This is a genomic window from Streptomyces sp. NPDC103540 (genome assembly GCF_055584445.1).
In genome coordinates, this window is sequence record NZ_JBVJMA010000004.1 from 549,446 (window position 1) to 571,961 (window position 22,516).

The 22,516-nt window shown below is 74.0% G+C and carries 19 protein-coding genes; 15 read left to right on the forward strand and 4 right to left on the reverse strand.

Annotated elements, in window-relative coordinates; all coding sequences use genetic code 11:
* Positions 1-164 precede the first annotated feature (164 nt).
* From ACZ6ZI_RS13240 to ACZ6ZI_RS13270, 7 genes are all read left to right on the forward strand, one after another.
* A complete protein-coding gene (locus tag ACZ6ZI_RS13240; protein ID WP_469519509.1) occupies positions 165-1,007 on the forward strand; it encodes a nitrilase-related carbon-nitrogen hydrolase in 843 nt (280 codons plus the stop codon).
* A complete protein-coding gene (locus tag ACZ6ZI_RS13245) occupies positions 1,004-2,299 on the forward strand; it encodes an aspartate aminotransferase family protein (RefSeq protein WP_363063102.1) in 1,296 nt (431 codons plus the stop codon). Before ACZ6ZI_RS13240 ends, ACZ6ZI_RS13245 begins: the two co-directional genes overlap by 4 nt.
* 21 nt (positions 2,300-2,320) lie before the next feature.
* Positions 2,321-3,721 (forward strand): dihydropyrimidinase, encoded by a 1,401-nt coding sequence (gene hydA / locus ACZ6ZI_RS13250; protein ID WP_469519511.1) that lies wholly within the window; start codon positions 2,321-2,323, stop codon positions 3,719-3,721.
* Positions 3,722-3,756: 35 nt separating this feature from the next.
* A complete protein-coding gene (locus tag ACZ6ZI_RS13255) occupies positions 3,757-4,773 on the forward strand; it encodes a TIGR03842 family LLM class F420-dependent oxidoreductase (RefSeq protein WP_469519513.1) in 1,017 nt (338 codons plus the stop codon).
* A gap of 136 nt (positions 4,774-4,909) precedes the next feature.
* A complete protein-coding gene (locus ACZ6ZI_RS13260; protein WP_469519516.1) occupies positions 4,910-5,734 on the forward strand; it encodes an inositol monophosphatase family protein in 825 nt (274 codons plus the stop codon).
* Between the two features lie 114 nt (positions 5,735-5,848).
* The gene (locus tag ACZ6ZI_RS13265; RefSeq protein WP_469519519.1) at positions 5,849-7,270 is read left to right on the forward strand and encodes a phytoene desaturase family protein; all 1,422 of its coding nucleotides are present in this window, start codon (positions 5,849-5,851) and stop codon (positions 7,268-7,270) included.
* Positions 7,267-7,788: an O-acetyl-ADP-ribose deacetylase gene (locus ACZ6ZI_RS13270; RefSeq protein WP_469519522.1), complete on the forward strand. Its 522-nt coding sequence runs from the start codon at positions 7,267-7,269 to the stop codon at positions 7,786-7,788. Before ACZ6ZI_RS13265 ends, ACZ6ZI_RS13270 begins: the two co-directional genes overlap by 4 nt.
* A 16-nt stretch (positions 7,789-7,804) precedes the next feature.
* Here ACZ6ZI_RS13270 and ACZ6ZI_RS13275 read toward each other — a convergent pair whose 3' ends face one another.
* Positions 7,805-8,287: an Lrp/AsnC family transcriptional regulator gene (locus ACZ6ZI_RS13275; protein WP_363063836.1), complete on the reverse strand. Its 483-nt coding sequence runs from the start codon at positions 8,285-8,287 to the stop codon at positions 7,805-7,807.
* Between the two features lie 136 nt (positions 8,288-8,423).
* On the opposite strand from ACZ6ZI_RS13275, the gene ACZ6ZI_RS13280 reads away from it, so the two are divergent.
* The 7 genes from ACZ6ZI_RS13280 (at position 8,424) to ACZ6ZI_RS13310 (ending at position 16,582) form a co-directional block, all read left to right on the forward strand.
* Positions 8,424-9,461 (forward strand): DMT family transporter, encoded by a 1,038-nt coding sequence (locus ACZ6ZI_RS13280; protein WP_469519525.1) that lies wholly within the window; start codon positions 8,424-8,426, stop codon positions 9,459-9,461.
* Positions 9,462-10,658 (forward strand): aromatic amino acid transaminase, encoded by a 1,197-nt coding sequence (locus ACZ6ZI_RS13285; protein WP_469519527.1) that lies wholly within the window; start codon positions 9,462-9,464, stop codon positions 10,656-10,658. It abuts the gene before it with no gap.
* A gap of 218 nt (positions 10,659-10,876) precedes the next feature.
* Complete coding sequence (locus ACZ6ZI_RS13290; protein WP_363063830.1) at positions 10,877-11,467, forward strand: M48 family metalloprotease; 591 nt, start codon at positions 10,877-10,879, stop codon at positions 11,465-11,467.
* Positions 11,464-12,699 (forward strand): MAB_1171c family putative transporter, encoded by a 1,236-nt coding sequence (locus tag ACZ6ZI_RS13295; RefSeq protein ID WP_363063828.1) that lies wholly within the window; start codon positions 11,464-11,466, stop codon positions 12,697-12,699. The genes ACZ6ZI_RS13290 and ACZ6ZI_RS13295 overlap by 4 nt, the downstream gene beginning before the upstream one ends.
* Before the next feature lie 77 nt (positions 12,700-12,776).
* The gene (locus ACZ6ZI_RS13300) at positions 12,777-13,619 is read left to right on the forward strand and encodes a DNA-binding protein (RefSeq protein ID WP_469519531.1); all 843 of its coding nucleotides are present in this window, start codon (positions 12,777-12,779) and stop codon (positions 13,617-13,619) included.
* Between the two features lie 165 nt (positions 13,620-13,784).
* Positions 13,785-14,264, forward strand: coding sequence for a DUF3574 domain-containing protein (locus ACZ6ZI_RS13305; RefSeq protein ID WP_469519533.1), 480 nt, complete (start codon positions 13,785-13,787; stop codon positions 14,262-14,264).
* Positions 14,265-14,518: 254 nt separating this feature from the next.
* Positions 14,519-16,582, forward strand: coding sequence for a SpoIIE family protein phosphatase (locus ACZ6ZI_RS13310; RefSeq protein ID WP_469519536.1), 2,064 nt, complete (start codon positions 14,519-14,521; stop codon positions 16,580-16,582).
* A gap of 39 nt (positions 16,583-16,621) precedes the next feature.
* Here the strand turns inward: ACZ6ZI_RS13310 and ACZ6ZI_RS13315 are convergent, their stop codons facing one another.
* Positions 16,622-19,459 (reverse strand): SpoIIE family protein phosphatase, encoded by a 2,838-nt coding sequence (locus ACZ6ZI_RS13315; protein WP_469519539.1) that lies wholly within the window; start codon positions 19,457-19,459, stop codon positions 16,622-16,624.
* On the reverse strand, positions 19,456-20,442 hold the full coding sequence (locus tag ACZ6ZI_RS13320; RefSeq protein ID WP_469519541.1) for a GlxA family transcriptional regulator: 987 nt from the start codon (positions 20,440-20,442) through the stop codon (positions 19,456-19,458). The genes ACZ6ZI_RS13315 and ACZ6ZI_RS13320 overlap by 4 nt, the downstream gene beginning before the upstream one ends.
* Before the next feature lie 114 nt (positions 20,443-20,556).
* Between ACZ6ZI_RS13320 and ACZ6ZI_RS13325 the strand changes: the two genes are divergently transcribed.
* Positions 20,557-21,171: a cysteine hydrolase family protein gene (locus ACZ6ZI_RS13325; RefSeq protein ID WP_469519543.1), complete on the forward strand. Its 615-nt coding sequence runs from the start codon at positions 20,557-20,559 to the stop codon at positions 21,169-21,171.
* A gap of 122 nt (positions 21,172-21,293) precedes the next feature.
* Here the strand turns inward: ACZ6ZI_RS13325 and ACZ6ZI_RS13330 are convergent, their stop codons facing one another.
* The gene (locus ACZ6ZI_RS13330; protein ID WP_363063814.1) at positions 21,294-22,442 is read right to left on the reverse strand and encodes a glycerate kinase; all 1,149 of its coding nucleotides are present in this window, start codon (positions 22,440-22,442) and stop codon (positions 21,294-21,296) included.
* Between the last annotated feature and the right edge of the window lie 74 nt (positions 22,443-22,516).

Genomic DNA, 22,516 nt, shown 5'->3' on the forward strand with positions numbered 1-22,516 from the left:
GCCCGTCTGCTGATCGCAAACGACCGCGTGGCGACGTAACTTGATCGACTACTCCAACCGCGCAACGTGGTCTTGCCCCGCGCTGTGACGAGGCCTACCTTCGACTCCCTACGGACACCGTCTACGTGCGTAGAAGTCGGCGTTCCCGTCGCGAGGAGCAGCTCATGGCCCAAGTCGTCCGCGCCGCACTCGTCCAGGCCACCTGGACCGGAGACACCGAGTCGATGATCGCCAAGCACGAGGAGCACGCCCGCCGCGCGGCGGCGCAGGGTGCGAAGGTCATCGGCTTCCAGGAGGTGTTCAACGCCCCCTACTTCTGCCAGGTCCAGGAGCCCGAGCACTACCGCTGGGCCGAACCCGTCCCCGACGGCCCCACCGTCCGCCGGATGCAGGAGCTGGCCCGCGAGACCGGCATGGTCATCGTCGTCCCCGTCTTCGAGGTCGAGGACGAGGGGTTCTACTACAACACCGCAGCCGTCATCGACGCCGACGGAAGCTACCTCGGCAAGTACCGCAAGCACCACATCCCGCAGGTCAAGGGCTTCTGGGAGAAGTTCTACTTCCGCCCCGGCAACCTCGGCTGGCCCGTCTTCGACACCGCCGTCGGCCGCGTCGGCGTCTACATCTGCTACGACCGGCACTTCCCCGAGGGCTGGCGCCAACTCGGCCTCGCCGGGGCCCAGCTGGTCTACAACCCGTCCGCGACCTCCCGGGGCCTGTCCGCCTACCTGTGGCAGCTGGAACAGCCCGCCTCCGCCGTCGCCAACGAGTACTTCATCGCCGCCATCAACCGCGTCGGCCGCGAGGAGTACGGCGACAACGACTTCTACGGCACCAGCTACTTCGTCGACCCCCGAGGCCGCTTCGTCGGAGACGTCGCCAGCGACAAGGAGGAGGAACTCCTCGTCAGGGACCTCGACTTCGACCTGATCAAGGAGGTCCGCGACCAGTGGGCCTTCTACCGCGACCGCCGCCCCGACGCCTACGGAGGGCTCGTACAGCCGTGACCAACCCCATCCCCCTGCACAGTCGCCACCGCTCCGTGCTCCCCGACTGGCTCGCGCTCTACTACGACCGCCCCATCGAGCTCACCCACGGCGAGGGACGCCACGTCTGGGACGCCGACGGCAACCGCTACCTCGACTTCTTCGGCGGCATCCTCACCACGATGACCGCCCACGCCCTGCCGGAGGTCACCAAGGCTGTCTCCGAACAGGCCGGCCGGATCATCCACTCCTCCACCCTCTACCTCAACCGGCCGATGATCGAGCTGGCCGAACGGGTCGCCGCGCTCTCCGGCATCCCCGACGCCCGAGTCTTCTTCACCACCTCCGGCACCGAGGCCAACGACACCGCCCTGTTGCTCGCGACGACGTACCGCCGGTCCAACCAGATCCTCGCGATGCGCAACAGCTACCACGGCCGGTCCTTCTCCACCGTCTCCATCACCGGCAACCGGGGCTGGTCCCCGACCAGCCTCTCCCCGCTCCAGACGTACTACGTCCACGGAGCCGTCCGCTCCCGGGGCCCCTTCGCCCACCTGACGGACGAGGAGTTCACCGCCGCGGCCGTCGCCGACCTCGAAGACGTGCTCGGCCAGGCCCGCGGCGGCGTCGCCGCCCTGATCGCCGAGCCGATCCAGGGCGTCGGCGGCTTCACCTCACCGCCCGACGGGCTCTACGGGGCCTTCCGCGAGGTCCTCGACCGGCACGGCATTCTCTGGATCAGCGACGAGGTGCAGACCGGCTGGGGCCGCACCGGAGACCACTTCTGGGGCTGGCAGGCCCACGCCCAGAACGGCCCGCCGGACATCCTCACCTTCGCCAAGGGCATCGGCAACGGCATGTCCATCGGCGGGGTCGTGGCCCGCGCCGAGATCATGAACAGCGTCGACGCCAACTCCATCTCCACCTTCGGCGGCTCCCCGATCACCATGGCCGCCGGCGTCGCGAACCTCGCCTACCTCCAGGAACACGACCTCCAGGGCAACGCCCGTCGCGTCGGCGGCCTCCTCCTGGAGCGACTGCGCGCCATCGCCGCCCACGTGCCCGCCGTACGGGAGGTCCGCGGCCGGGGCCTCATGGCCGGCCTCGAACTCACCCGCCCCGGCACCGACCGGGCCGACCCGGAGGCCGCCGCCGCCGTCCTGGAGGCCGCCCGCGAAGGCGGCCTGCTGCTCGGCAAGGGCGGCGGCCACAACACGAGCGTGCTGCGCGTCGCGCCGCCGCTCTCCCTGACCGTCGCCGAGGCGGAAGAGGGCGCCGAGATCCTCGAACAGGCGCTCCGCAGCCTTACGTAGCCCGTCCCGTAGGGGGATCCCATGAGCACCCGCACCCTGATCCGCGGCGGACTGGTCGTCACCGCCGCCGACGAGCTGCACGCGGACGTCCTGATCGAGGACGGCCGCGTGGCGGCGCTCGCCACCCACGGCTCGGCGCCCGCCGAGGCCTGGACCGCAGACCGCACCATCGACGCCACGGGCAAGTACGTCATCCCGGGCGGGGTCGACGCGCACACCCACATGGAACTCCCCTTCGGCGGCACCTCCGCGTCGGACACCTTCGAGACGGGCACCCGGGCCGCCGCCTGGGGAGGCACCACCACCATCGTGGACTTCGCCGTGCAGAGCGTGGGCCACTCGCTGCGCGAGGGCCTCGACACCTGGTACGCCAAGGCGGACGGCAACTGCGCGATCGACTACGCCTTCCACATGATCCTGTCGGACGTCAACGACCACACCCTCAAGGAGATGGACCTCCTGGTGGGCGAGGGCGTCTCCTCCTTCAAGCTCTTCATGGCCTATCCCGGGGTCTTCTACAGCGACGACGGCCAGATCCTGCGCGCCATGCAGCGGGCCGCCGGCAACGGCGGGCTGATCATGATGCACGCCGAGAACGGCATCGCCATCGACGTCCTCGTCGAACAGGCCCTGGCGCGCGGCGAGACCGACCCCCGACACCACGGCGAGGTCCGCAAGGTCCTCCTCGAAGCGGAGGCCACCCACCGGGCCGTCCAGCTCGCCCGGGTCGCCGGCTCCCCGCTGTACGTGGTCCACGTCTCGGCCGAGGAGGCGGTCGCCGAACTGGCGGCGGCCCGGGACAAGGGGCTGCCCGTCTTCGGGGAGACCTGCCCGCAGTACCTGTTCCTGTCCACCGACAACCTGGCCGAATCCGACTTCCAGGGGGCCAAGTACGTCTGCTCCACCCCGCTCAGGCCCCGCGAGCACCAGGCGGCGCTGTGGCGGGGCCTGCGCACGAACGACCTCCAGGTGGTCTCCACCGACCACTGCCCGTTCTGCTTCCGGGGCCAGAAGGAACTGGGCCGCGGGGACTTCTCGAAGATCCCCAACGGGCTGCCGGGGGTGGAGAACCGCATGGACCTCCTCCACCAGGCCGTCCTGGACGGGCACATCAGCCGCCGACGCTGGATCGAGATCGCCTGCGCGAGCCCGGCCCGGATGTTCGGCCTCTATCCGCGCAAGGGCACCATCGCGCCGGGCTCCGACGCCGACATCGTCCTCTACGATCCGCACGCCGAGCAGGTCATCTCCGCCGAGACGCACCACATGAACGTGGACTACTCGGCGTACGAGGGCAGGCGGATCACCGGACGCGTCGACACGGTCCTCTCGCGCGGCGAACTCGTCCTCGACCAGCGCCGGTACACCGGCCGTGCCGGACACGGAGCCTTCGTCCACCGGTCCACCTGCCAGTACCTGTAAGCACCGCACGCGGCAAGCGCAAGGAGCAGCCCGCCATGGACTTCGGCCTCGTCCTGCAAACCGACCCTCCCGCCTCGGCGGTGATCAGCCTGATGAAGCGCGCCGAGCGCAACGGCTTCCGCTACGGCTGGACCTTCGACTCGGCCGTGCTGTGGCAGGAGCCGTTCGTCATCTACAGCCAGATCCTCGCCAACACCCGCAAGCTCCACGTCGGACCGATGGTCACCAACCCGGGCACCCGCACCTGGGAGGTGACCGCCTCCACCTTCGCCACCCTCAACGACATGTACGGCAACCGCACCGTCTGCGGCATCGGCCGCGGCGACTCGGCGATGCGGGTCGCCGGACGGGCCCCCAACACCCTGGCCCGCCTGGGCGAGGCCATGGACGTCATCCGCGACCTCGCGGAGGGCCGCGAGGCGCTCGTCGACGGCAACCCGATCAAGATCCCCTGGGTCCGCGAGGGCAGACTGCCCGTCTGGATGGCCGCGTACGGGCCGAAGGCCCTCGCCCTCGCCGGGCGCAAGGCCGACGGCTTCATCCTCCAGCTCGCCGACCCCTACCTCACCGAATGGATGGTCAAGGCCGTACGCCAGGCCGCGACGGAGGCGGGCCGCGACCCCGACGCGATCACCATCTGCGTGGCCGCCCCCGCCTACGTCACGGCCGACGACTCGCCCGCCGCCCTGGCCCACGCCCGCGACCAGTGCCGCTGGTTCGGCGGCATGGTCGGCAACCACGTCGCCGACCTCGTCTCCCGCTACGGCGAGCACTCCGGCATGGTGCCCGAGGAGCTCACCGAGTACGTCAAGTCCCGCCAGGGCTACGACTACAGCCACCACGGCCGCGCCGGAAACCCCTCCACCGACTTCGTCCCCGACGAGATCGTCGACCGCTTCTGCCTCCTGGGCCCCGTCGACGCCCACGTCGACAAGCTCCGCCGGCTCCGCGACCTCGGGGTCCACCAATTCGCCCTCTACGACATGCACGACGCGCGCGAGGCCACCATCGACACCTATGGCGAACACATCATCCCGGCCGTCAACGCCTGACGCGCCGAACCCGGTCCTCGGCGGGTCCTCGGCGGGTCCTCGGCGGGTCCTCGGCGGGTCCTCGGCGAGACGGGCGGTGGGACGGGTGGCGGGACGGGCGGTGGGAATCGGCGGGCGGGCGTGCTTTGCTGGGGGCATGATCGATGAATTCCTGGCCCGCGACCTGTCCGCCGTGGAAGACGCCGTGCGCGCGGCGGCGGCCGCCGAGATCATGCCGAGGTTCCGGCAGCTCGCCGCGCACGAGGTCGACCACAAGAGCGGTCCCCACGACCTCGTGACCGCCGCCGACCGGCTGGCCGAGGAACACCTGACCGCCTCCCTCACCAAGATCCTGCCCGGCTCCGCGGTCGTCGGCGAGGAAGCGGTCCACGCCGACCCCGACAGCTACGCCGCGCTGCGCGCCGACGCCCCCGTGTGGATCGTCGACCCCGTGGACGGGACACGGCAGTTCGTGGAGGGCGACCCCGCCTTCTGCACCCTCGTGGCACTGGCCGTGCGCGGCGAGATCCTCGCCTCCTGGACCTTCGCCCCCGCCCGGGAGGAACTGGCCACCGCCGTGCGCGGACAGGGCGCGTACGTCAACGGCGAGCGGATCCACAGCGGTTCGCCGCGACCGGGCGCCGAACTGCGGGTCGCCACCGCCCACCCCCTCTACACCTCCGAGCACGACCGGCGCGCCCTGGCCCGCCTCGACGTACCCGGCGTCGCCGCCCGCCCCTGCGGCTCGGCGGGCCTGGAGTACCTGCGCGTGGCCCGCGGCGAGATGGACGCCCTCGCCTTCACCTGGCCCTCCGCCTGGGACCACGCCGCCGGACTGCTGCTCGTCGAGGAGGCGGGCGGCGCGCACAGCACCGTCGACGGGGTCCCCTTCAGGGTGGACCGCGACAACGCCCTGCCGTTCGCCGTCGGACGCGACGAGGCCACCGCCTTCCGCGTCCGCGACCTGCTGCGCGGAGCCTGAACGCACCCGTGCCCGCCGGCCCCGGGACGGCGGCCCCCGGACGGCGGGCACGGAGCCGGGCGACCGGGCGCCATATCCTGGAACCAGTGCCGCCACCGGACGAAGGAGCTGTCAGTGCCGTCGATTCTCGACGCAGTCGTGGTGGGGGCGGGGCCCAACGGTCTGACCGCCGCGGTCGAACTGGCCCGACGGGGCTGCTCCGTGGCGGTCTTCGAGGCCGCCGGCACCGTCGGGGGAGGAGCCCGCACCGAGGAGTCGACCCTCCCCGGCTTCCGCCACGACCCCTGCTCGGCGGTGCATCCGCTCGGCGTCGGCTCGCCCGTCTTCGCGACGATGCCGCTGGAGCGCTACGGACTGCGGTGGCTGCACGCCCCCCTGCCCATGGCGCACCCCTTCGACGACGGGAGCGCCGCCGTGCTCTCCCGCTCCGTCGCCGAGACGGCCTCCTCCTTCGGCCCGCGCGACGCCGGCGCCTACCGGCGCCTCGTGGCCCCCTTCCTCGGCAAGTGGGACACCCTTGCCCGGGACTTCATGTCCCTGCCGAACACCGCCCTGCCCCGCGACCCCCTCACCCTGGCCCGCTTCGGACTGGCCGGGCTGCCCCCCTCCACCTGGTTGCTGCGCCGCTTCCGCGACGACCGGGCGCGGGCGCTGTTCGCCGGACTGGTGGCGCACGTCATCGCCCCGCTCGGCGGGATCGCGACCGGCGCCGTCGGCCTCGTCTTCGCCCTCGCCGCCCACGCGGGCGGCTGGCCGATGCCGCGCGGCGGCTCGCAGTCCGTCTCCGACGCCCTCGCCGGCTACCTCACCGACCTCGGCGGCTCCGTCCACACCGACTTCGAGGTCAAACGCCTCGACGACCTGCCGCCCGCCCGCGCGTACGTCTTCGACACCTCCCCGACCGCCCTCGCCCGCATCGCCCGCCTCGGCAACGCCTACGACGGCTACCGCTACGGCGCCTCCGTCTTCAAGCTCGACTACGCCCTCGACGGCCCCGTCCCCTGGACCGCCGAGGCCCCCCGCCGGGCCGGCACCGTCCAGATCGGACCCGGCAGCCGCGACATCGACGCCGCCCTCCAGCTCGCCTCGGGCGGCCGGGCCCCCCGCAACCCGTTCCTCATCACCGCCCAGCCCAGCCTCGCCGACCCCGGCCGCGCGCCCGAGGGCAAGCACGTCTTCTGGGCCTACGGACACGTCCCCGCCGGCTGGGACGGGGACCTCACCGAGGCCGTCGAGCGGCAGCTGGAGCGGTTCGCCCCGGGCTTTCGCGACCTGGTCCTCGCCCGCGCCACCGCCGGCCCGCCCCAGCTCGCCGCCCGCAACCCGAACTACGTCGGCGGGGACATCGCCTGCGGCTCCGCCGCCGGACTGCGGCTCCTGCTGCGCCCGCGGCTCACCCTGTCCCCGTACACCACGGCCCACCCGGCGGTGTTCCTGTGCTCCTCCGCGACCCCGCCCGGCCCCGGGGTGCACGGCATGTCCGGCCACAACGCCGCCAAGTCGGTCTGGCGCCACCTGCGAAAGGCCACGTCATGACGGTCCGCGTCACCCTGGTCCGCGGCGACATCACCACGGAGGCGGTCGACGCCATCGTCAACGCCGCGAACTCCTCGCTGCTCGGCGGCGGGGGAGTGGACGGGGCCGTCCACCGGCGCGGCGGCCCCGAGATCCTCGCCGCCTGCCGGGAACTGCGCCGCTCCCACTACGGCAAGGGCCTCGCGACGGGCCGGGCCGTCGCCACCACGGCCGGCCGACTGCCCGCGGAACACGTCATCCACACCGTCGGCCCGGTCTGGTCCCGCGAGGAGGACCGCTCGGCCCTCCTCGCCTCCTGCTACCGCGAGTCCCTGCGCGTCGCCGACGAGCTCGGGGCCCGCACCGTCGCCTTCCCCGCGATCTCCACCGGCATCTACGGCTGGCCCATGGACGACGGCGCCCGGATCGCCGTGGAGACCGTACGGGCCGCCCGCACCGCGGTCGAGGAGGTCCGCTTCGTCCTGTTCGACGCGACCGCGCACGCCGCGTTCGAGGCGGCGGTGCGGGCCGCGGGCTGATCCGGAAGGACGCGGCCTACCGGACGCGGGCGGAACCTCCCGGCCGGGGCCGCGGGTAGGTCCGCGACTGCTTGACGCTGCCGAAGGCGAAGCTCGACTCGATGGCCGCGATCCCGGGGATGGCGTGGATCCGGTCGCGCACCAGGGACTCGTACGCCTCCAGGTCCTCGATCACGACGCGCAGCAGGTAGTCGCTGCTCCCAGCCATCAGGTAGCAGTCCTGGATGTGCTCGATCACCGCGACGTGCTGCTCGAACAGCCGGACCGCCTCGGCCGTGTGCCGCTCCAGCCGGATGCGGACGAAGACGGTCACCGGGAGCCCGAACGCCACCTGGTCGACCATGGCCGTGTACCCGCGGATCAGGCCCGCCTCCTCCAGGCGCCGGACGCGGCGCAGGCAGGGCGAGGGGGAGAGGCGCACGCGGTCGGCGAGGTCCTGGTTGGACAGGCGCCCGTCGGCCTGCAATTCCCGGATGATCTGCAGATCGACTGCGTCCATGGCCACTCCTTGGCAGATTCTGCCCCAAACGTATGTCCGAGCGGCAGAACTGGCAATCGGCTGCCCCGCCCCAGGCCCTAGCGTTGCCCGTGAGCGGACCGGACCGGTGCGCACCCCTGAGGCTGGAGCAATTCCCTTGGTCGCTACGCACACCACCGAGGCGGCCGAAGTTCCCGACGCGGCGGGCCCGCGGGCCGGACACCCCGGCCCACGCGGGCTCTCCCCGCAGGCCCGCGGCATGGCCGCGCTGATCGTGACCGTGGCGATCTGGGCGGGCTTCGCGCTCAGCGCCCGCGCCCTCGGCGCCTCCACCCTGCGGCCCGCCGACGCGGCCCTGCTGCGCTTCGGCGTCCCCCTCCTCGTCCTGCTGCCGGCCCTGTGGCGCCGACGGCACCGGATCGCCGCCGTCCGCCCCGGACCCGCCCTCAAGATCGTCTGCGGTGCCGGGGTGCCCTTCTTCCTCGCCGCCATGCACGGGGGCGCCCTGACCTCCGCCGCCTTCGTCGGCTCGATCGTCCCCGGCATGGTCCCGCTCTTCGTGGCCGCGATCATGGCCGCCCGCGGCAAGGGCGTGCCCCGCGGGACCCAGACCGTCGGACTCGCCCTGATCGCCGCCGGCGTCGCCGCGCTCGTGTGGCGCTACGTCGTCCCCGTCGACGCCGACGTCCTCCAGGGCGCCGGCACCCTGCTCGTGGCCAGCGGCCTGTGGGCCCTGTACACCGTGGGCCTGCGGGACGTCGACCTCGACCCGATCGGCTCCATCGGCCTGCTGTGCCTGCCCTCCTTCGCCGTCATCGCCCTCCTCGTCCTGACCGGCGTCCTGCCCACGGGCCTCGCCCGGGCCGCCGGGTCCGACATCGCCCTGTTCCTCGTCGTGCAGGGGCTCGGGGTGGGTCTGTGCGCCGGCCTGCTCTACGCCTTCGCCATCCGTTCCCTCGGCGCCGAGCGCAGCTCCGTCGTCGGCAGCCTCAGCCCGGTCGCCGTCGTCCTGCTCGCCGTGCCGGTGCTGGGCGAGAGGCCGACCGTCGCCGTCCTCGTCGGGGTCCCGCTGATCACCGTCGGCGTGGTCCTGGCCAACCGCCGCCCGCGCGCCCGGACCACCGCGACCGCGGCCCCCGGCGCCACCGCACCTCCCGTCCCCGCCGTGTCCGCACCCCGTACCGAGGTTCCGTAGATGCTCGAGCTGCTCCCCCCGCCGCCCACCGACCCGCTGTGGGACCTGACGTACGAGTTCGGCGCCGACGAGCGGAGCGAACGCCTGGACCTCGTCCTCGGCGTCTACCGCGACCACACCGGACGCACGCCCGTCATGGCCGCCGTCCGCGAGGCCGAGATCAGGCTCGCCGAACGCTCCGCCTCCAAGGAGTACCGCGGCCTGTCCGGCAACGCCGCCTTCAACCGCGCCCTGCTGGGCCTCGTCCTCGGAGCCGAGGAGGCCGGCGGCTCCGCCGGTCGCGCCGCCGCCGTCCAGACCGTCGCCGGCTCCGGCGCGCTGCGCCTGCTGGCCGACCTGATCTGCCGGACCCGACCCGGCACCACCGTGTGGATCAGCGATCCCGCCTACGTCAACCACCGCCCCATCCTGGAGGCCGCCGGACTGCGCGTCCGCACCTTCGGCTGGTGCGCCCCCGACGGCGGCTTCGACTCCGACGGGGTCCTCGCCGCGTTGGGCGAGGCCCGCCGCGACGACGTCGTCCTGCTCCAGGGCTGCTGCCACAACCCGACCGGCGTCGACCCCTCGCGCGAGGACTGGGAGGCGCTGGCCGCCCTCGCGGTGCGCGACGGCTGGGTGCCCTTCGTCGACCTCGCCTACCACGGGCTCGGCGACGGCCTGGAGGCCGACCTGGAACCCACGCGCCTGCTGGCCGCGCGGGTCCCGGAGATGCTCGTCGCCGTGAGCTGCTCGAAGAATTTCGGCCTCTACAGCGACCGGACGGGCTGCGCCATCGTCCTCGGCTCCTCGCGGCAGGCCGTGCGGCACGCCGAGACCGCCCTGCAGAACGCGGCCCGCACCCTGTACTCCATGCCGCCCGAGCACGGCGCCGCCGTGGTGACGACCATCCTGGAGGACGCGAGCCTCACCGCCGCGTGGCGGGCGGAACTCGACGTCATGCGCGGCCGGATCACCGCCCACCGCACCGAACTGGTCCGGCTGCTGACCGACCTGGGGCACGCCGCCCCGGCGCGCGTCCTCGCCGGCCAGCGCGGGATGTTCTCCATGCTGCCGCTGACCGGCGAGGAGATGCTCCGCCTGCGCCGCCGGCACGCGATCTACGGGACCACCGCCGGACGCGTCAACATCGCGGGCATCCCCGCCGACCGCATCCCTTGCCTGGCCCGGGGCATGGCGGAGGTCCTGGCCACGCGCTGACCTCGGGACGGCTCACCGAGGCGGGTGCGGCTCTTTCCGGTGCTCCGGTGTATTCACGATTCCCCTCCGTATTCCGCCGCGGTCGAGAGCCGGCCGGTCGATCGTCGGCCGGAATGCGAGGGGAATGGCCGAATAGAACTGACGCCGTCCGGTGGCGAGTTGGCCGTGTGGCATCATGGCCGCGTTGTCCGACCGCTGGGTTCGCCGGAGGACTGAGGATGAAGTTACCTGGCTCCGCGTTACCGGCGTCCGAGGAGAGGCGGCTCAGGCGTCGCCTGAGGAAGGTCCGCCAGAGCTGCGAGGCCCTGCTCGACGAGTGGGGCATGGAACGCGGCTGCGGTATCGACGAACTCCACCGTTATCTGAGCGAACAGCGGCGTCGACCGATCCATTTGATATCCACGCCGTTCCCCGAACGGCATCTCTTCGGCATATGGCTCAAACTCGACGACTTCGACGTGATCGCGTTCGAGGAGGCGGCGTCCGCCTCCCACAAGGAACACATCATCGCCCACGAGCTCGCGCACATCGCTTTGGAACACAGCGGATCCGTACGGCTGGACCAGACCGATCCGAGCCGCATCTTCTCCGACGTCGACCCGGAGGCCGTCCGCGGCGTCCTGGCCCGCTCCCGCTACAGCGACGACGAGGAGCAGGAGGCCGAGACCATGGCCTCGTTGATCCTCGCCCGCGCCGCGAAGCGCTGGACCGAACGGGCCTGGGGCGTCCCGGCGGACGCCGCCGAGATCGTGGCCCGCATCGAGAGCGGGCTGGGCCGCCCCGACCGACCCGAACAGGGGCCCGCGTGATCTACACGATCCTCGCCTGGGTCTGCGCCGGCGTGGGCCTCGCCGCCTTCGCCTACCGCCTCCCCGACCTCCTGCGCCGCCGCCAGGACATCGCCCTGTGGGCCCTGTGCACGTACTTCCTGTGCTCCGGCGTCAGCTTCCTCGTCGACCTGGACCTGCTGCGCCTGCACATCTCCGCCTTCTTCGGCCTCCCCAACATCACCTCGCTGATCACCCAGGTCGCCGTCGTCGTGCTCACCGCCGCCCAACAGGTGGTCCTCGTGTACTGGTCGGCCCCGCCCGACCGGGCCCCGGGCATGGCCCGCCGCCGCGTCGCGTTCTTCGGCGCGGCCCTCGCCGTCCTGATCGTCGCCTCCTTCGTCGTGGGACCCGTCGCCCGCTCGGAGACGGCCACCTCGACGATCCTGCTCAGCATCCAGCACCGCGGCTACGCCCTCTACATGACCTTCTACCTGCTGATCTGCGCCGTCGGACAATTCGAGACGGTCCGGCTCTCACTGCGCTTCACCACGATGGCCAACCGCCAGTGGCTCAAGGTCGGGATGCGCACGGTGACCGTGGGGGCCACCCTCATCCTCGTGTACTGCGTCACCCGCGGCATCCAGATCGCCGGCACCCGACTCGACTACGACGCCGCCGTCCTCGACCCCATCCAGTGGACCTGCGGCAGCGTCGGGGCCCTGCTCCAGATCGCCGGCTGGACCATCCCCTCCTGGGGCATCCACATCACCCGCACCCGGGGCTGGCTGCGCAGCTACCGCTCCTACCGGCGCCTGCGCCCCCTGTGGTGGGCGCTCTACCAGGCCACCCCGGACATCGCCCTCGACCCGCCGCGCTCCTGGGCCCGCGACCTGGTCCCGCCCCGGGACCCGCACTACAGCCTCTACCGGCGCGTCATCGAGATCCGCGACGGGCAGCTGATCCTGCGCACCTCCCTGTCCCTGGCCGAGTTCTCCCGCGTGGCCCGCTCCCTGGACCTCCCGGACGACCCCACCTCCCCCCTGGGCGAGGCCCTCCAGGTCCGGGCGGTCCTCGGACGTCCGCCCGAGGAACGGGTGGCCCGCGCCGAACGGGCCGAGACCTCCGACATCCCCGAACGCCCGCCCTACGAGGACTTCCGCGACGAGGTGGAGTGGCTGACCGAGGTGGCCTCCTCCTTCGACGCCCTCGGCGCGCGGGGCCGCGCGGGGCGGATCGACGCCGGGCTCCTGGCCACCCGGAGCGGGTCCTGACCGGCCCGGCCGGCCCCCCGCCGGCGGCGTACGAGGGCGACGAGGACGCGGCGGCGCTGTGGGCCCGCTCCGCGGCCATGGCCCTCGTCGGCGCCGACGTCGCCCACGGCGCCACGGCGGCCGTCCCGGCCGTACGCGAGGCCCTGCGCGGCGCGCGCGCCGTGCCCGGCGCCGGCGCCGACCTGCTCGCGGCGCTCGCCGAGCTGTACGAGGTCGCGGGCTGGATCCTCTTCGACGCCGGCCACTACCAGGGCGCCCGCCGGATGAACGCGCGCGCCCTGCGCCTCGCCGCCCGCTGCGGCGACGACTGGACCGCACGCCTCGTCCTGCTCAACCACAGCATGCTCGCCGCGCACACCGGCCGCCCGCGCGCCGCCCTGGAGGCCGCCTCCCGGGTACGGGGGCGACGGCCGCTGCCGGCCAGGGTCGCCGGGCTCGTACAGATCCGGCAGGCGCACGCGCTGGCCCTGCTGGGCGGCCACGCACGCCCCCTGGAGCTGATCTCCCGTGCCCGGAACCGCTTCCTGGACGGCGTATCGCGCCACGACCCGCCCTGGGCCTGGTGGATCGACGAGGTCGAACTGCTCGGGCACCGGGGCTGGGTCGAGGCCCGGCTGCGCCGCTGGGACCGGGCCGTCCCCCTGCTGTACGAGGCGGCCGGCGCGCCCGGCCCCGCCTACCGACACCTGTTCACCGCCGAGTTGCTGTCGGCGTTGGCCCGGGCCGGGGCCTGGCGGGAGGCGGAGGCACTGATCGGGCGGATCGCGCCCACGGCCGCCGCCATCGGCTCCGCGCGGACGACCGAGACCCTGGCCCGGACGGCGGCGGAACTGCGCGGGCGGCCGGACGCGCCCCCGGCGCTGCGGGACGCGGCGGTGTTCCTGCGCCGGTCCCTGCCACCGGGGCCCCGACCCCGCTAGCCGGCCCGCCGGTACCGGGGCGCCCCGCCCCGCCCGCCCCGCCCCGACCCGTGCCGCCGCGATCGACGGCGCGGCGGCACGAAGCCCCACGCCCCCCCCACGACCCCTTCGACCGATCCCCCGCTCCACCGTCCCCACCGCCCCACCGACCCCAGACGGGAACCCATGCCCCAGATCCGCATCACGACCCCCGCGGCCGTCCTCCTCGCGGCAGCCGCCCTCCTGCTCACCTTCGGCGGACCCGCCCCGCAGGTCCCCCTCGACACCCGCGCCGTCACGGCGACGGCGGCCCAGGACGAGGCGTCCGCGCGGGGCACCGCCTACGTCTCCACCCATCTCTACTTCGGCACCGGGCGCCACAACGGCCACCCGCCCATCACCGAGGAGGAGTTCATGAAGTTCGTCGCGGACGTGGTCACGCCCCGCTTCCCCTCGGGACTGACGCTCCAGGAGGCGCGCGGCCAGTGGCGCGACAAGGAGGGCGACATCAACAAGGAGAGATCGTACGAGCTGACGGTGATGTACCCGGTGCGCGAGGCCCACGCCCGTAACGCCGACATCGAGTACATCCGCCGCCTGTACTGCTCGACCTGGCAGCTGGAGTCCGTGGGCCGGGCCGACGTACGGGCCCAGGTCGACTTCTGACGCGGAGCGGGGGCGCCCGGCGACGCCGGGGCGGACGAAACGGTCCGGTTCACCCACCGGGACCCTGCCCCGGCCGCCGCGCGCCCCCGCGCCCGACGCCCGCGCCCGACGCCCGCCCCCGCGCCCGCGCCCGACGCCCGCCCCGGCTCCTGTCGCCCGCCTCCCCTGCCTGTACCCTGCGGCAGCGCCCGCACCCGAGCCCTCGGATAGGGTGAATCGGTAGGAATCGGACCCCCCGGGGTGAGGTCGGTGCATTGGACACGTACCAGTCGACGAGCGAGGCGCCCGATCCGCCACCGATGGCGGCCGTCGGGTACGCGGGCGTTCTGCGCGAGCTGCTGCCGATCGCCCTGTGGCGCGAGGACGCCGACGGGCGCGTCGTCGAGTGGTCCCTGGCCGCCCAGGACCTGCTGGGTCACCGCCCCGAGGACATCCTCGGACGCCCCGGCACGGCCGTGCTCGTCCCCGAGGCCAACCAGGAACTCGCCGAGGACCTGACGCGCCGCGTCCAGGCGGGGGAGACCGTCGTCGGCACCCTCCCGGTGCGCCACCGCGACGGCCACCGGGTGCCGATGGAGATGTGGATCGTGCCCGCCGCCGACCCGCAGGGCCGTACGGGGGCCATGCTCATCGCCGTCGAGACCTCCGAGGTCCTGCACATGCGGGACTCCCTCGCCGCCCTCCAGAGCCTGTTCACCCAGTCCCCGATAGGCCTCGCCACCCTCGGCACCGACCTGCGGTTCCTGCGGGTCAACGACGCCCTGGCCCGGATGAACGGCGTCCCCGCCGCCGACCACCTGGGCAGACGCCTGAGCGAGGTCGTGCCCGGGGTCAACGCCGTCGCCCTGGAGGCGACCATGCGCCAGGTACTGGAACGCGGCACCGCCGTCGTCGACGTCCGCCGCACCGGCCGCACCCCCGCCGACCCCGACCACGACCGCACCTGGTCCTGTTCCTACGCCCCCCTCCTCGACGTCGGCGGCCGACCGCTCGGTCTGATCGCCTCCCTCATCGACATCACCGAGAGCCAGCGGGCCCACCGCGAGGTCGAACGGGCCCGGACCCGCTTCGCCCTCCTCGCCGAAGCCGGCACCCGCATCGGCACCACCCTCGACCTGCGCCGCACGGCCGAGGAGATCGTGGAGCTGCTGGTGCCGCAGCTCGCGGACTCGGCCGACGTACAGCTCCTGGAGGCCGTCCTCGAACCCGACGAGGCCGCCGCCTCCACCCACGGCGTCCTGCGCCGGCTCGCCGCGACCTTCCCCGACCCCGAGGCCCCCACCGCCCGACTGGCCCCCGGACAGACCTTCCAGATCCCCGCCGACACGGTCTACGAGCGGGTCATCGCCGACGGCGTCCCGATGAACCTCTACGTCTCCGACATCCCGGCCCTCATCACCGACCCCCGCGCCGGGGCCCTGCGGGACTACCTCGCCACCCTCGGCTCGGCCCGCATGGTCCCGCTCGTGGCGCGCGGCAAGGTGATCGGGGCCGTCGCCGTGACCAGGCTGCGCGCGCGCGAACCCTTCGACGCCCAGGACTGCGTCCTCATCGACGAACTCGTCGCCCGCGCCGCCCTCAACATCGACAACGCCCGGATGTACACCACCCAACGGCAGGCCGCCCTCACCCTCCAGCGCAGCCTGACCAACAGCGCCCTGCCCCGGGTGGCGGGACTGGAACTGACCGGCCGCTACCTGCCCGCCAGCGAGCACGACGTCGGCGGCGACTGGTTCGACGTGATCCAGCTGCCGCGCGGACGCACCGGCCTGGTCATCGGGGACGTGATGGGACACGGCATCCACGCCGCCGCCGTCATGGGCCAGCTCCGCACGGCCGTGCGCACCCTGGCCCGGCTCGACGTACCGCCCGCCGAGATGCTGCGCTCGCTCGACGCGGTGGTCGCCGACCTGGGCGAGGACGAGATGGCGACCTGCGTGTACGCCGTCCACGACCCGGCCGCCGGCGGCTGCGTCGTCGCCCGCGCCGGCCACCCGCCCCCCGCCGTGGCGGCCCCCGACGGAACGGTCCGCTTCCTTAAGGGGCCTCCCGGCACCCCGCTGGGCACCGGCGGCGGCCACGACTTCCGCACCGAGGAGGTGCCGCTCCCGCCCGGCAGCCTCCTCGCCCTGTACACCGACGGCCTCATCGAGAGCCGCGACCGGGACCTCGACGAGGGCATGGACCGGCTCGCGCACGCCCTGCGGCAGCCCGCCCGGCCGCTGGAGGAGCTCTGCGAGGGGATCCTGACCCGGCTGCTGCCGGGGGCCGCCCAGGACGACGTGGCCGTCCTCCTGGCCCGTACGGCCGCCCCCTGACCCCCGCGCCGGCCCGGCGCGGGGGTCGGCGGGCGGCGGTCACCAGGCCAGGTCCTCCAACGCGTCCAGGTCCGGCTCCGGCAGCACCGGCTCCCCGCCGGAAGGGGACAGCTCCGCCCAGATGACCTTGCCGCGCTCCGTGTACCGCGTGCCCCACCGCTCGGCGTACTGCGCCACCAGGAACAGCCCGCGCCCGCCCTCGTCCGTGGTGGCGGCGTACCGCAGGTGCGGGGAGGTGCTGCTGCCGTCCGACACCTCGCAGATCAGGTTCCGGTCGCGCAGCAGCCGCACCCGCACCGGCGCCGAGCCGTACCGGATCGCGTTCGTGATCAGCTCGCTGAGGACCAGCTCCGCCGTGAAGGAGACCTCCTCCAGCCCCCAGGCCGCCAACTGCCCGGCCGCCAGCCGCCGCACCCGCGAGACGGCCTCCGGGTTCCCGGGCACCTCCCACTCGGCGATCCGGTCCGCCTCCAACCGGCGCGTGTCCGCGACCAACAGGGCGATGTCGTCGCTCGGCGCCGGGAACAGCAGCGCCGCCAGCACGTCCGCGCACGCCTGCTCGGGGCTGCGCCCCGGCCGGGCCAGGGCCTCGCCCAGCAGCGCCAGACCGGTGTCGAAGTCCCGGTCGCGGTCCTCCAGCAGCCCGTCGGTGAAGAGCACCAGCCGGCTCCCCTCGGGCAGCCGCAGCGTCGTCGCCTCGAACGGCATGCCGCCCACGCCCAGGGGCAGCCCCGTCGGCAGCTCCGGGAACTCCACGCGCCCGTCCGCGTGCACCAGGGCTGGCCCCGGATGACCGGCGCTGGCCATCGCGCACACGCCCGACACCGGGTCGTAGACGGCGTACAGGCAGGTGGCGCCCGTGATGCCGGCGGCCCCCTCGCCCTCCTCGCCCTCCTCGGCCCCCGCGGTTCCCGTCAGGGCGCTCGCGGCCTGCGGGTCGGGCGGGCCCGGGCGCCCGCCCCCGGCGGCGGCGCCGCTCTCCAGCTGGTCGATCCGGTCGATCAGCTCGTCCAGGTGGCCCAGCAGCTCGTCCGGCGGCATGTCCAGCGTCGAGAAGTTGTGCACGGCCGTCCGCAGCCGGCCCATCGTCGCCGCCGCGTGCACCCCGTGACCCACGACGTCGCCCACCACCAGCGCCACCCGGGCCCCCGGCAGCGGGATCACGTCGAACCAGTCGCCGCCCACCCCCGCCTTCGCCGGCAGGTACCGGAAGGCGACGTCCACCGCCGTCAGGTCCGGCAGCACCCGCGGCAGCAGACTGCGCTGGAGCGTCACGGCGGTGGCGTGCTCCCGGGTGTAGCGGCGCGCGTTGTCGATGGAGACGGCCGCGCGGGCGCCCAGTTCCTCCGCGAAGGACAGGTCCTCCTCGTCGAACGCGTCGGGCGTGTCGACCCGCCAGAAGTTCGCCATGCCCAGCACCACACCGCGCGCCTGGAGCGGTACGGAGATCAGCGAGTGCAGCCCGTAGTCCAGGGCCACCCGGGTGCCGGCCGGGTCCTGCGCCCGCCAGCCCATCGCGGCGTGCAGATCGGCGGCGAGCACCGCCCGCCCGGCCTCCAGCGCGGCGGCCATCGGAGCCGTCGCCACCTCGAAGCGGATGGTGTCCCCGACCGGCTGGAGCGGCTGGTCCGTACGGATCCCCGACATGGCCGCGCGGCGCATCCGGGTGTGCGCCCCGCCCGTCGCCGAGGGCTCGTCCCCGCGCAGCACCGGCTCCAGCAGCTCGACGGTCACGAAGTCCGCGAACCGCGGCACGGCCACCTCCGACAGCTCCTCGGCGGTGCGCACCACGTCCAGGGTGGTACCGATGCGCACGCCGGCGTCGTAGAGCAGCTGGAGCCGTTCGCGGGCCACCTCCGCCCGCCCGGAGAGCGCCGCCAGCTCGGTGGTGTCGCGCAGCGTCATCACGCTGCCCGACGGCTCCCCGGCGAAGGGCTCGGTGGGACGTACGTTGACGGCGAGGAACCGGTCGCCCGCCAGGTGGACCTCGTCGGTCGCGACCCGGCCCGAGACCAGCAGCGCCACCGTGCGCGGATCGAGGCCCAGGTCCGTCACGTGGCGGGCCTCGGCGTCGGCCGGCAGGTCCAGCAGCCGTCGGGCCTCGTCGTTGGCGAGCAGCAGCCGGTGGTCGGCGTCGACGATGAGGACGCCCTCGCGCACCGCGTGCAGGACGGCCTCGTGGTGCTCGTTCATCCGGGCCATCTCGGCCGCTCCCAGGCCCCGGGTCTGGCGTCGCAGCCGGCCGCTCACCAGGGCGGCGCCGCCCGTGCCGAGCAACAGGGCGACGACGGTCGCGCCCACCAGCAGCGGCAGCTGCTTCTCGACGGCGTCGCCCACGTTGTTGACCTCGATGCCGGTGGAGACCAGCCCGACGACCGCGCCGCTCCCGTCGCGTACGGGGACCACGGCCCGGACGGCGTCGCTGGGGGCGCCCTCGAAGGTCTCCGTGAAGGACTCCCCGGCCACCGCGCGGGCCAGGTCCCCGGTGGCGCGCCGGCCGATCAGCTCGGGGCGGGAATCGGTGTAGCGGACGCCGTCGCGGCTCAGGACGGCCACGAAGTCCAGCCCCGACGCCTTGCGGGCGCCGTCGGCCAGGGGCTGGAGCACGGCCGTCGGGTCGGAGGCCTTCAGCGCGGCGGGCAGCCCCGGGGCGCGGGCGAAGGCCTCGGCGGCGGCGAGCGAGCGGTTGCGGGCGTCGTTCTGGCTGTCGTACCGCGCCTGGAAGAACAGGGCGAAGGCGGCGGCGGTGATCAGCACCAGCACGATCACCGCCTGGAGCGCGAAGACCTGACCGGCGACACTGCCCGGGATCACGGAGAGCCGCGCGAGCAGGCCAGGCGGCCGCGCCTCCCGATGCCGACCCGAACGTCCGCTCATGAGCCATTTCTAACACTGTCGCCGGTTATGGGAGCGTTGGCCGCCGCCGTGCGGTACGCGCGGGGGCTCATGCCGACCTGGGCGCCGAAGTGCTGGCGGAAGGTGACCTCGCTGGCGAACCCGGCCCGCCGCGCCACCTCCGGCACGGGATGGTCGGTGCGCTCCAGCAGTTTCCGGGCCTCGTCGAGGCGCCGGGAGAGCAGCCACCTGTGCGGGGTGGTGCCGGTGGACGCGGCGAAGTGCCGGGCGAACGAGCGCGGCGACATGCCCGCCCAAGCGGCCAGGGTGGCCACGTCCAGCGGCTCGTGGAGCCGCCGCAGGGCCTGCCGGCGTACGGCGGCCAGTGCCTCGGCGGTCCGGTCGGCGGCCGGGGTGGGCCGGTCCAGGTACTGCGCGTGGTCCCCGGCGCGGAAGGGGCCGGTGACCATCGAGCGGGCGACGGCCGCGGCGGCCTCCGCCCCGTGCGCCTCGCGGACCAGGTGCAGGCACAGGTCGATCCCGGAGGCCACCCCGGCGGAGGTCCACAGCCCGTCGTCCTCGACGAACAGCGGCGCCTCCTCGACCACGATCCCGGGGTGGCGGGCCGCGAGCTGCGCCGCCAGCCACCAGTGCGTCACCGCCCGGCGCCCCTCCAGCAGCCCCGCTTCCGCCAGCACGAACGCACCCGCGCACAGGGCGGCCACCGGGATGCCCCGCGCGTGCGCCTCCCGCAGGGCGGCGAGGACGGGCTCGGGCGTCGGGTCGGTCGGCTCGGCCAGGGCCGGCACGACCACCAGATCGGCCCGCACCAACCAGTCGAGACCCCGGTCGGGGGTCAGGGTGAGGCCGCCCGGCAGGGTGATCGGCCCCGGCTCCAGGGCGCAGCGGCGCAGCTCGAAGACGGGGACCCCGAGGTGACTGCGGTCCGGGCCCCAGACCTCGGTGACGACGGCGAGGTCGAAGGCCCGGATCCCGGGCTGGGCGACGATGGCGACGCGGCGCATGCGGCCACTGTGCCAGAGGTCGCCGGGAAACTCCTGCCACCCTGGCAGGATCCCATCGTTTCGCGTCCCCGCAGCCGCCGGCCGCGGCCCCGCGCGCCGCCCAGGATGGGGGGCATGACACAGACCGCGATCGAGATCGCCGACAACAGCGCCCTGCTCGTCATCGACGTCCAGAAGGGCTTCGACGACGCCGCCTACTGGGGCCCGCGCGACAACCCGGACGCCGAGACCAACATCGCGGCCCTCATGGACGCCTGGCGGGAGTCCGGCCGCCCGATCGTGCTCGTCCGGCACGCCTCCGTGCAGCCCGGCTCCGTCCTCGCCCCCGAGCACCCGGGGCACGCCTTCAAGGACCTGGTGCGGGAGCGCCGCCACGAGGACGACCTGCTGGTCACCAAGACCGTCAACTCGTCCTTCTACGGAACCCCCGACCTGGCCGCCTGGCTCACCGACCGCGGCATCGGCCAGCTGGTCCTCACCGGGATCCAGACCAACATGTGCGTGGAGACCACCGCCCGCATGGCCGGCAACCTCGGCTACGAGGTCCTGGTGCCCCTCGACGCCACCCACACCTTCGACCTCGCCGACGGCACCGGCCCCGGCGGCCTCTCGCTGACCGCGGCGCAGCTCGCCACCGCCACCGCCGTGAACCTCCAGGGCGGCGGCTTCGCCCGGATCGTGACCACCGCCGAGGTGCTCGCGGCCGCGGGCGACCGCGTCACGGCGTAACGGCCGCGCGCGGGCGAGCCGGGGCGGGATCCGGCCCGGAGGATCAGGGGCGGGCGACGGCGAAGGCCCGCACCCCCGTCGTCTCGGGGGTACGGGCCTTCGGCCGGCGTGTCGCGACCGCGTCAGAGCACGTCGGCGGCGATGTTCTCCGCGACCCGCTCCAGCAGGGGACCGGCGTTCGGGATGGACTTGGCCGGGTCGGGCTCCAGGTCGGTCAGCGGGTAGGCGCGGCGGATGCCGGCCGCCTCCAGGGCCGCCTGGTCCAGCAGCAGCCGACCGCAGACCGCCACGACCGGCTTGCCCGCCGCGCGCGCCGCCGCCGCCACGCCCGCCGGGGCCTTGCCGTGCAGGGTCTGCTCGTCGAGGGAACCCTCACCGGTGATGACCAGCGTGGCCCGCTCCAGCGCCGGGGCGAAGCCGAGCACCTCCAGCATCAGCTCGATGCCGGGCCGGAAGCTCGCGCCGACCAGCAGGGCGCCGTAGCCGATGCCGCCCGCGCCGCCCGCGCCCGGGGAGGCCGCGAGGGTGGCGGCCTCGGCGCCGATGGACTTCTCCAGCACCCGCGCGTAGTGCGCCAGCGCCGCGTCCAGGGTCGCCACGTCCTCGGGGGAGGCGCCCTTCTGCGGGCCGTACACCGCCGCGCAGCCCTTCGGACCGGTCAGCGGGTTGTCCACGTCGCTGGCCAGGACGAAGTCCACCTCGGCGAAGCGGGGGTCGATCCCGGACAGGTCGGCCGAGGCCAGATCCGCCAGGGCGCCGCCGCCCGGACCGACCGGTTCGCCGTTCGCGTCCAGGAACACCGCGCCCAGCGCCGCCAGCATGCCGGCGCCGCCGTCGGTGGTGGCGCTGCCGCCCACGCCGAAGACGAGGGAGGTCGCGCCCGCGTCCAGCGCGGCCTTCAGGACCTCGCCGGAGCCGTACGTGGTGGCCGTCAGCGGGGCGAAGGTGCCCGCGGGCAGCAGCTGGAGCCCGGAGGCCTCCGCCATCTCCACCACGGCCGTGCCGTCGCGCAGCGCGAAAGCGGCCGTGACCTGCTCGCCGAGGGGTCCGGTGACCCGTACCTCCCGGCGTTCGAACCCGGCCGCCACGGCGGCCGCGACGGTCCCGTCGCCGCCGTCCGCGACGGGGAGGGTCTCGACCTCCACGTCCGGAACGGCCCTGCGAAGGCCCGCCGTCACCCGCTCCGCGACCTGAACGGCCGTGAGCGAGCCCTTGAATTTGTCCGCGGCGATGAGCACGCGCGCGGTCTCAGTTACTGCTCCGTCCGTCACCTTGCTAATCCCTTGCTATCGAACAGTGCAGTCGCGCCACCATGAGCCTATCCGGAGGATCCTCCTATGCCCAT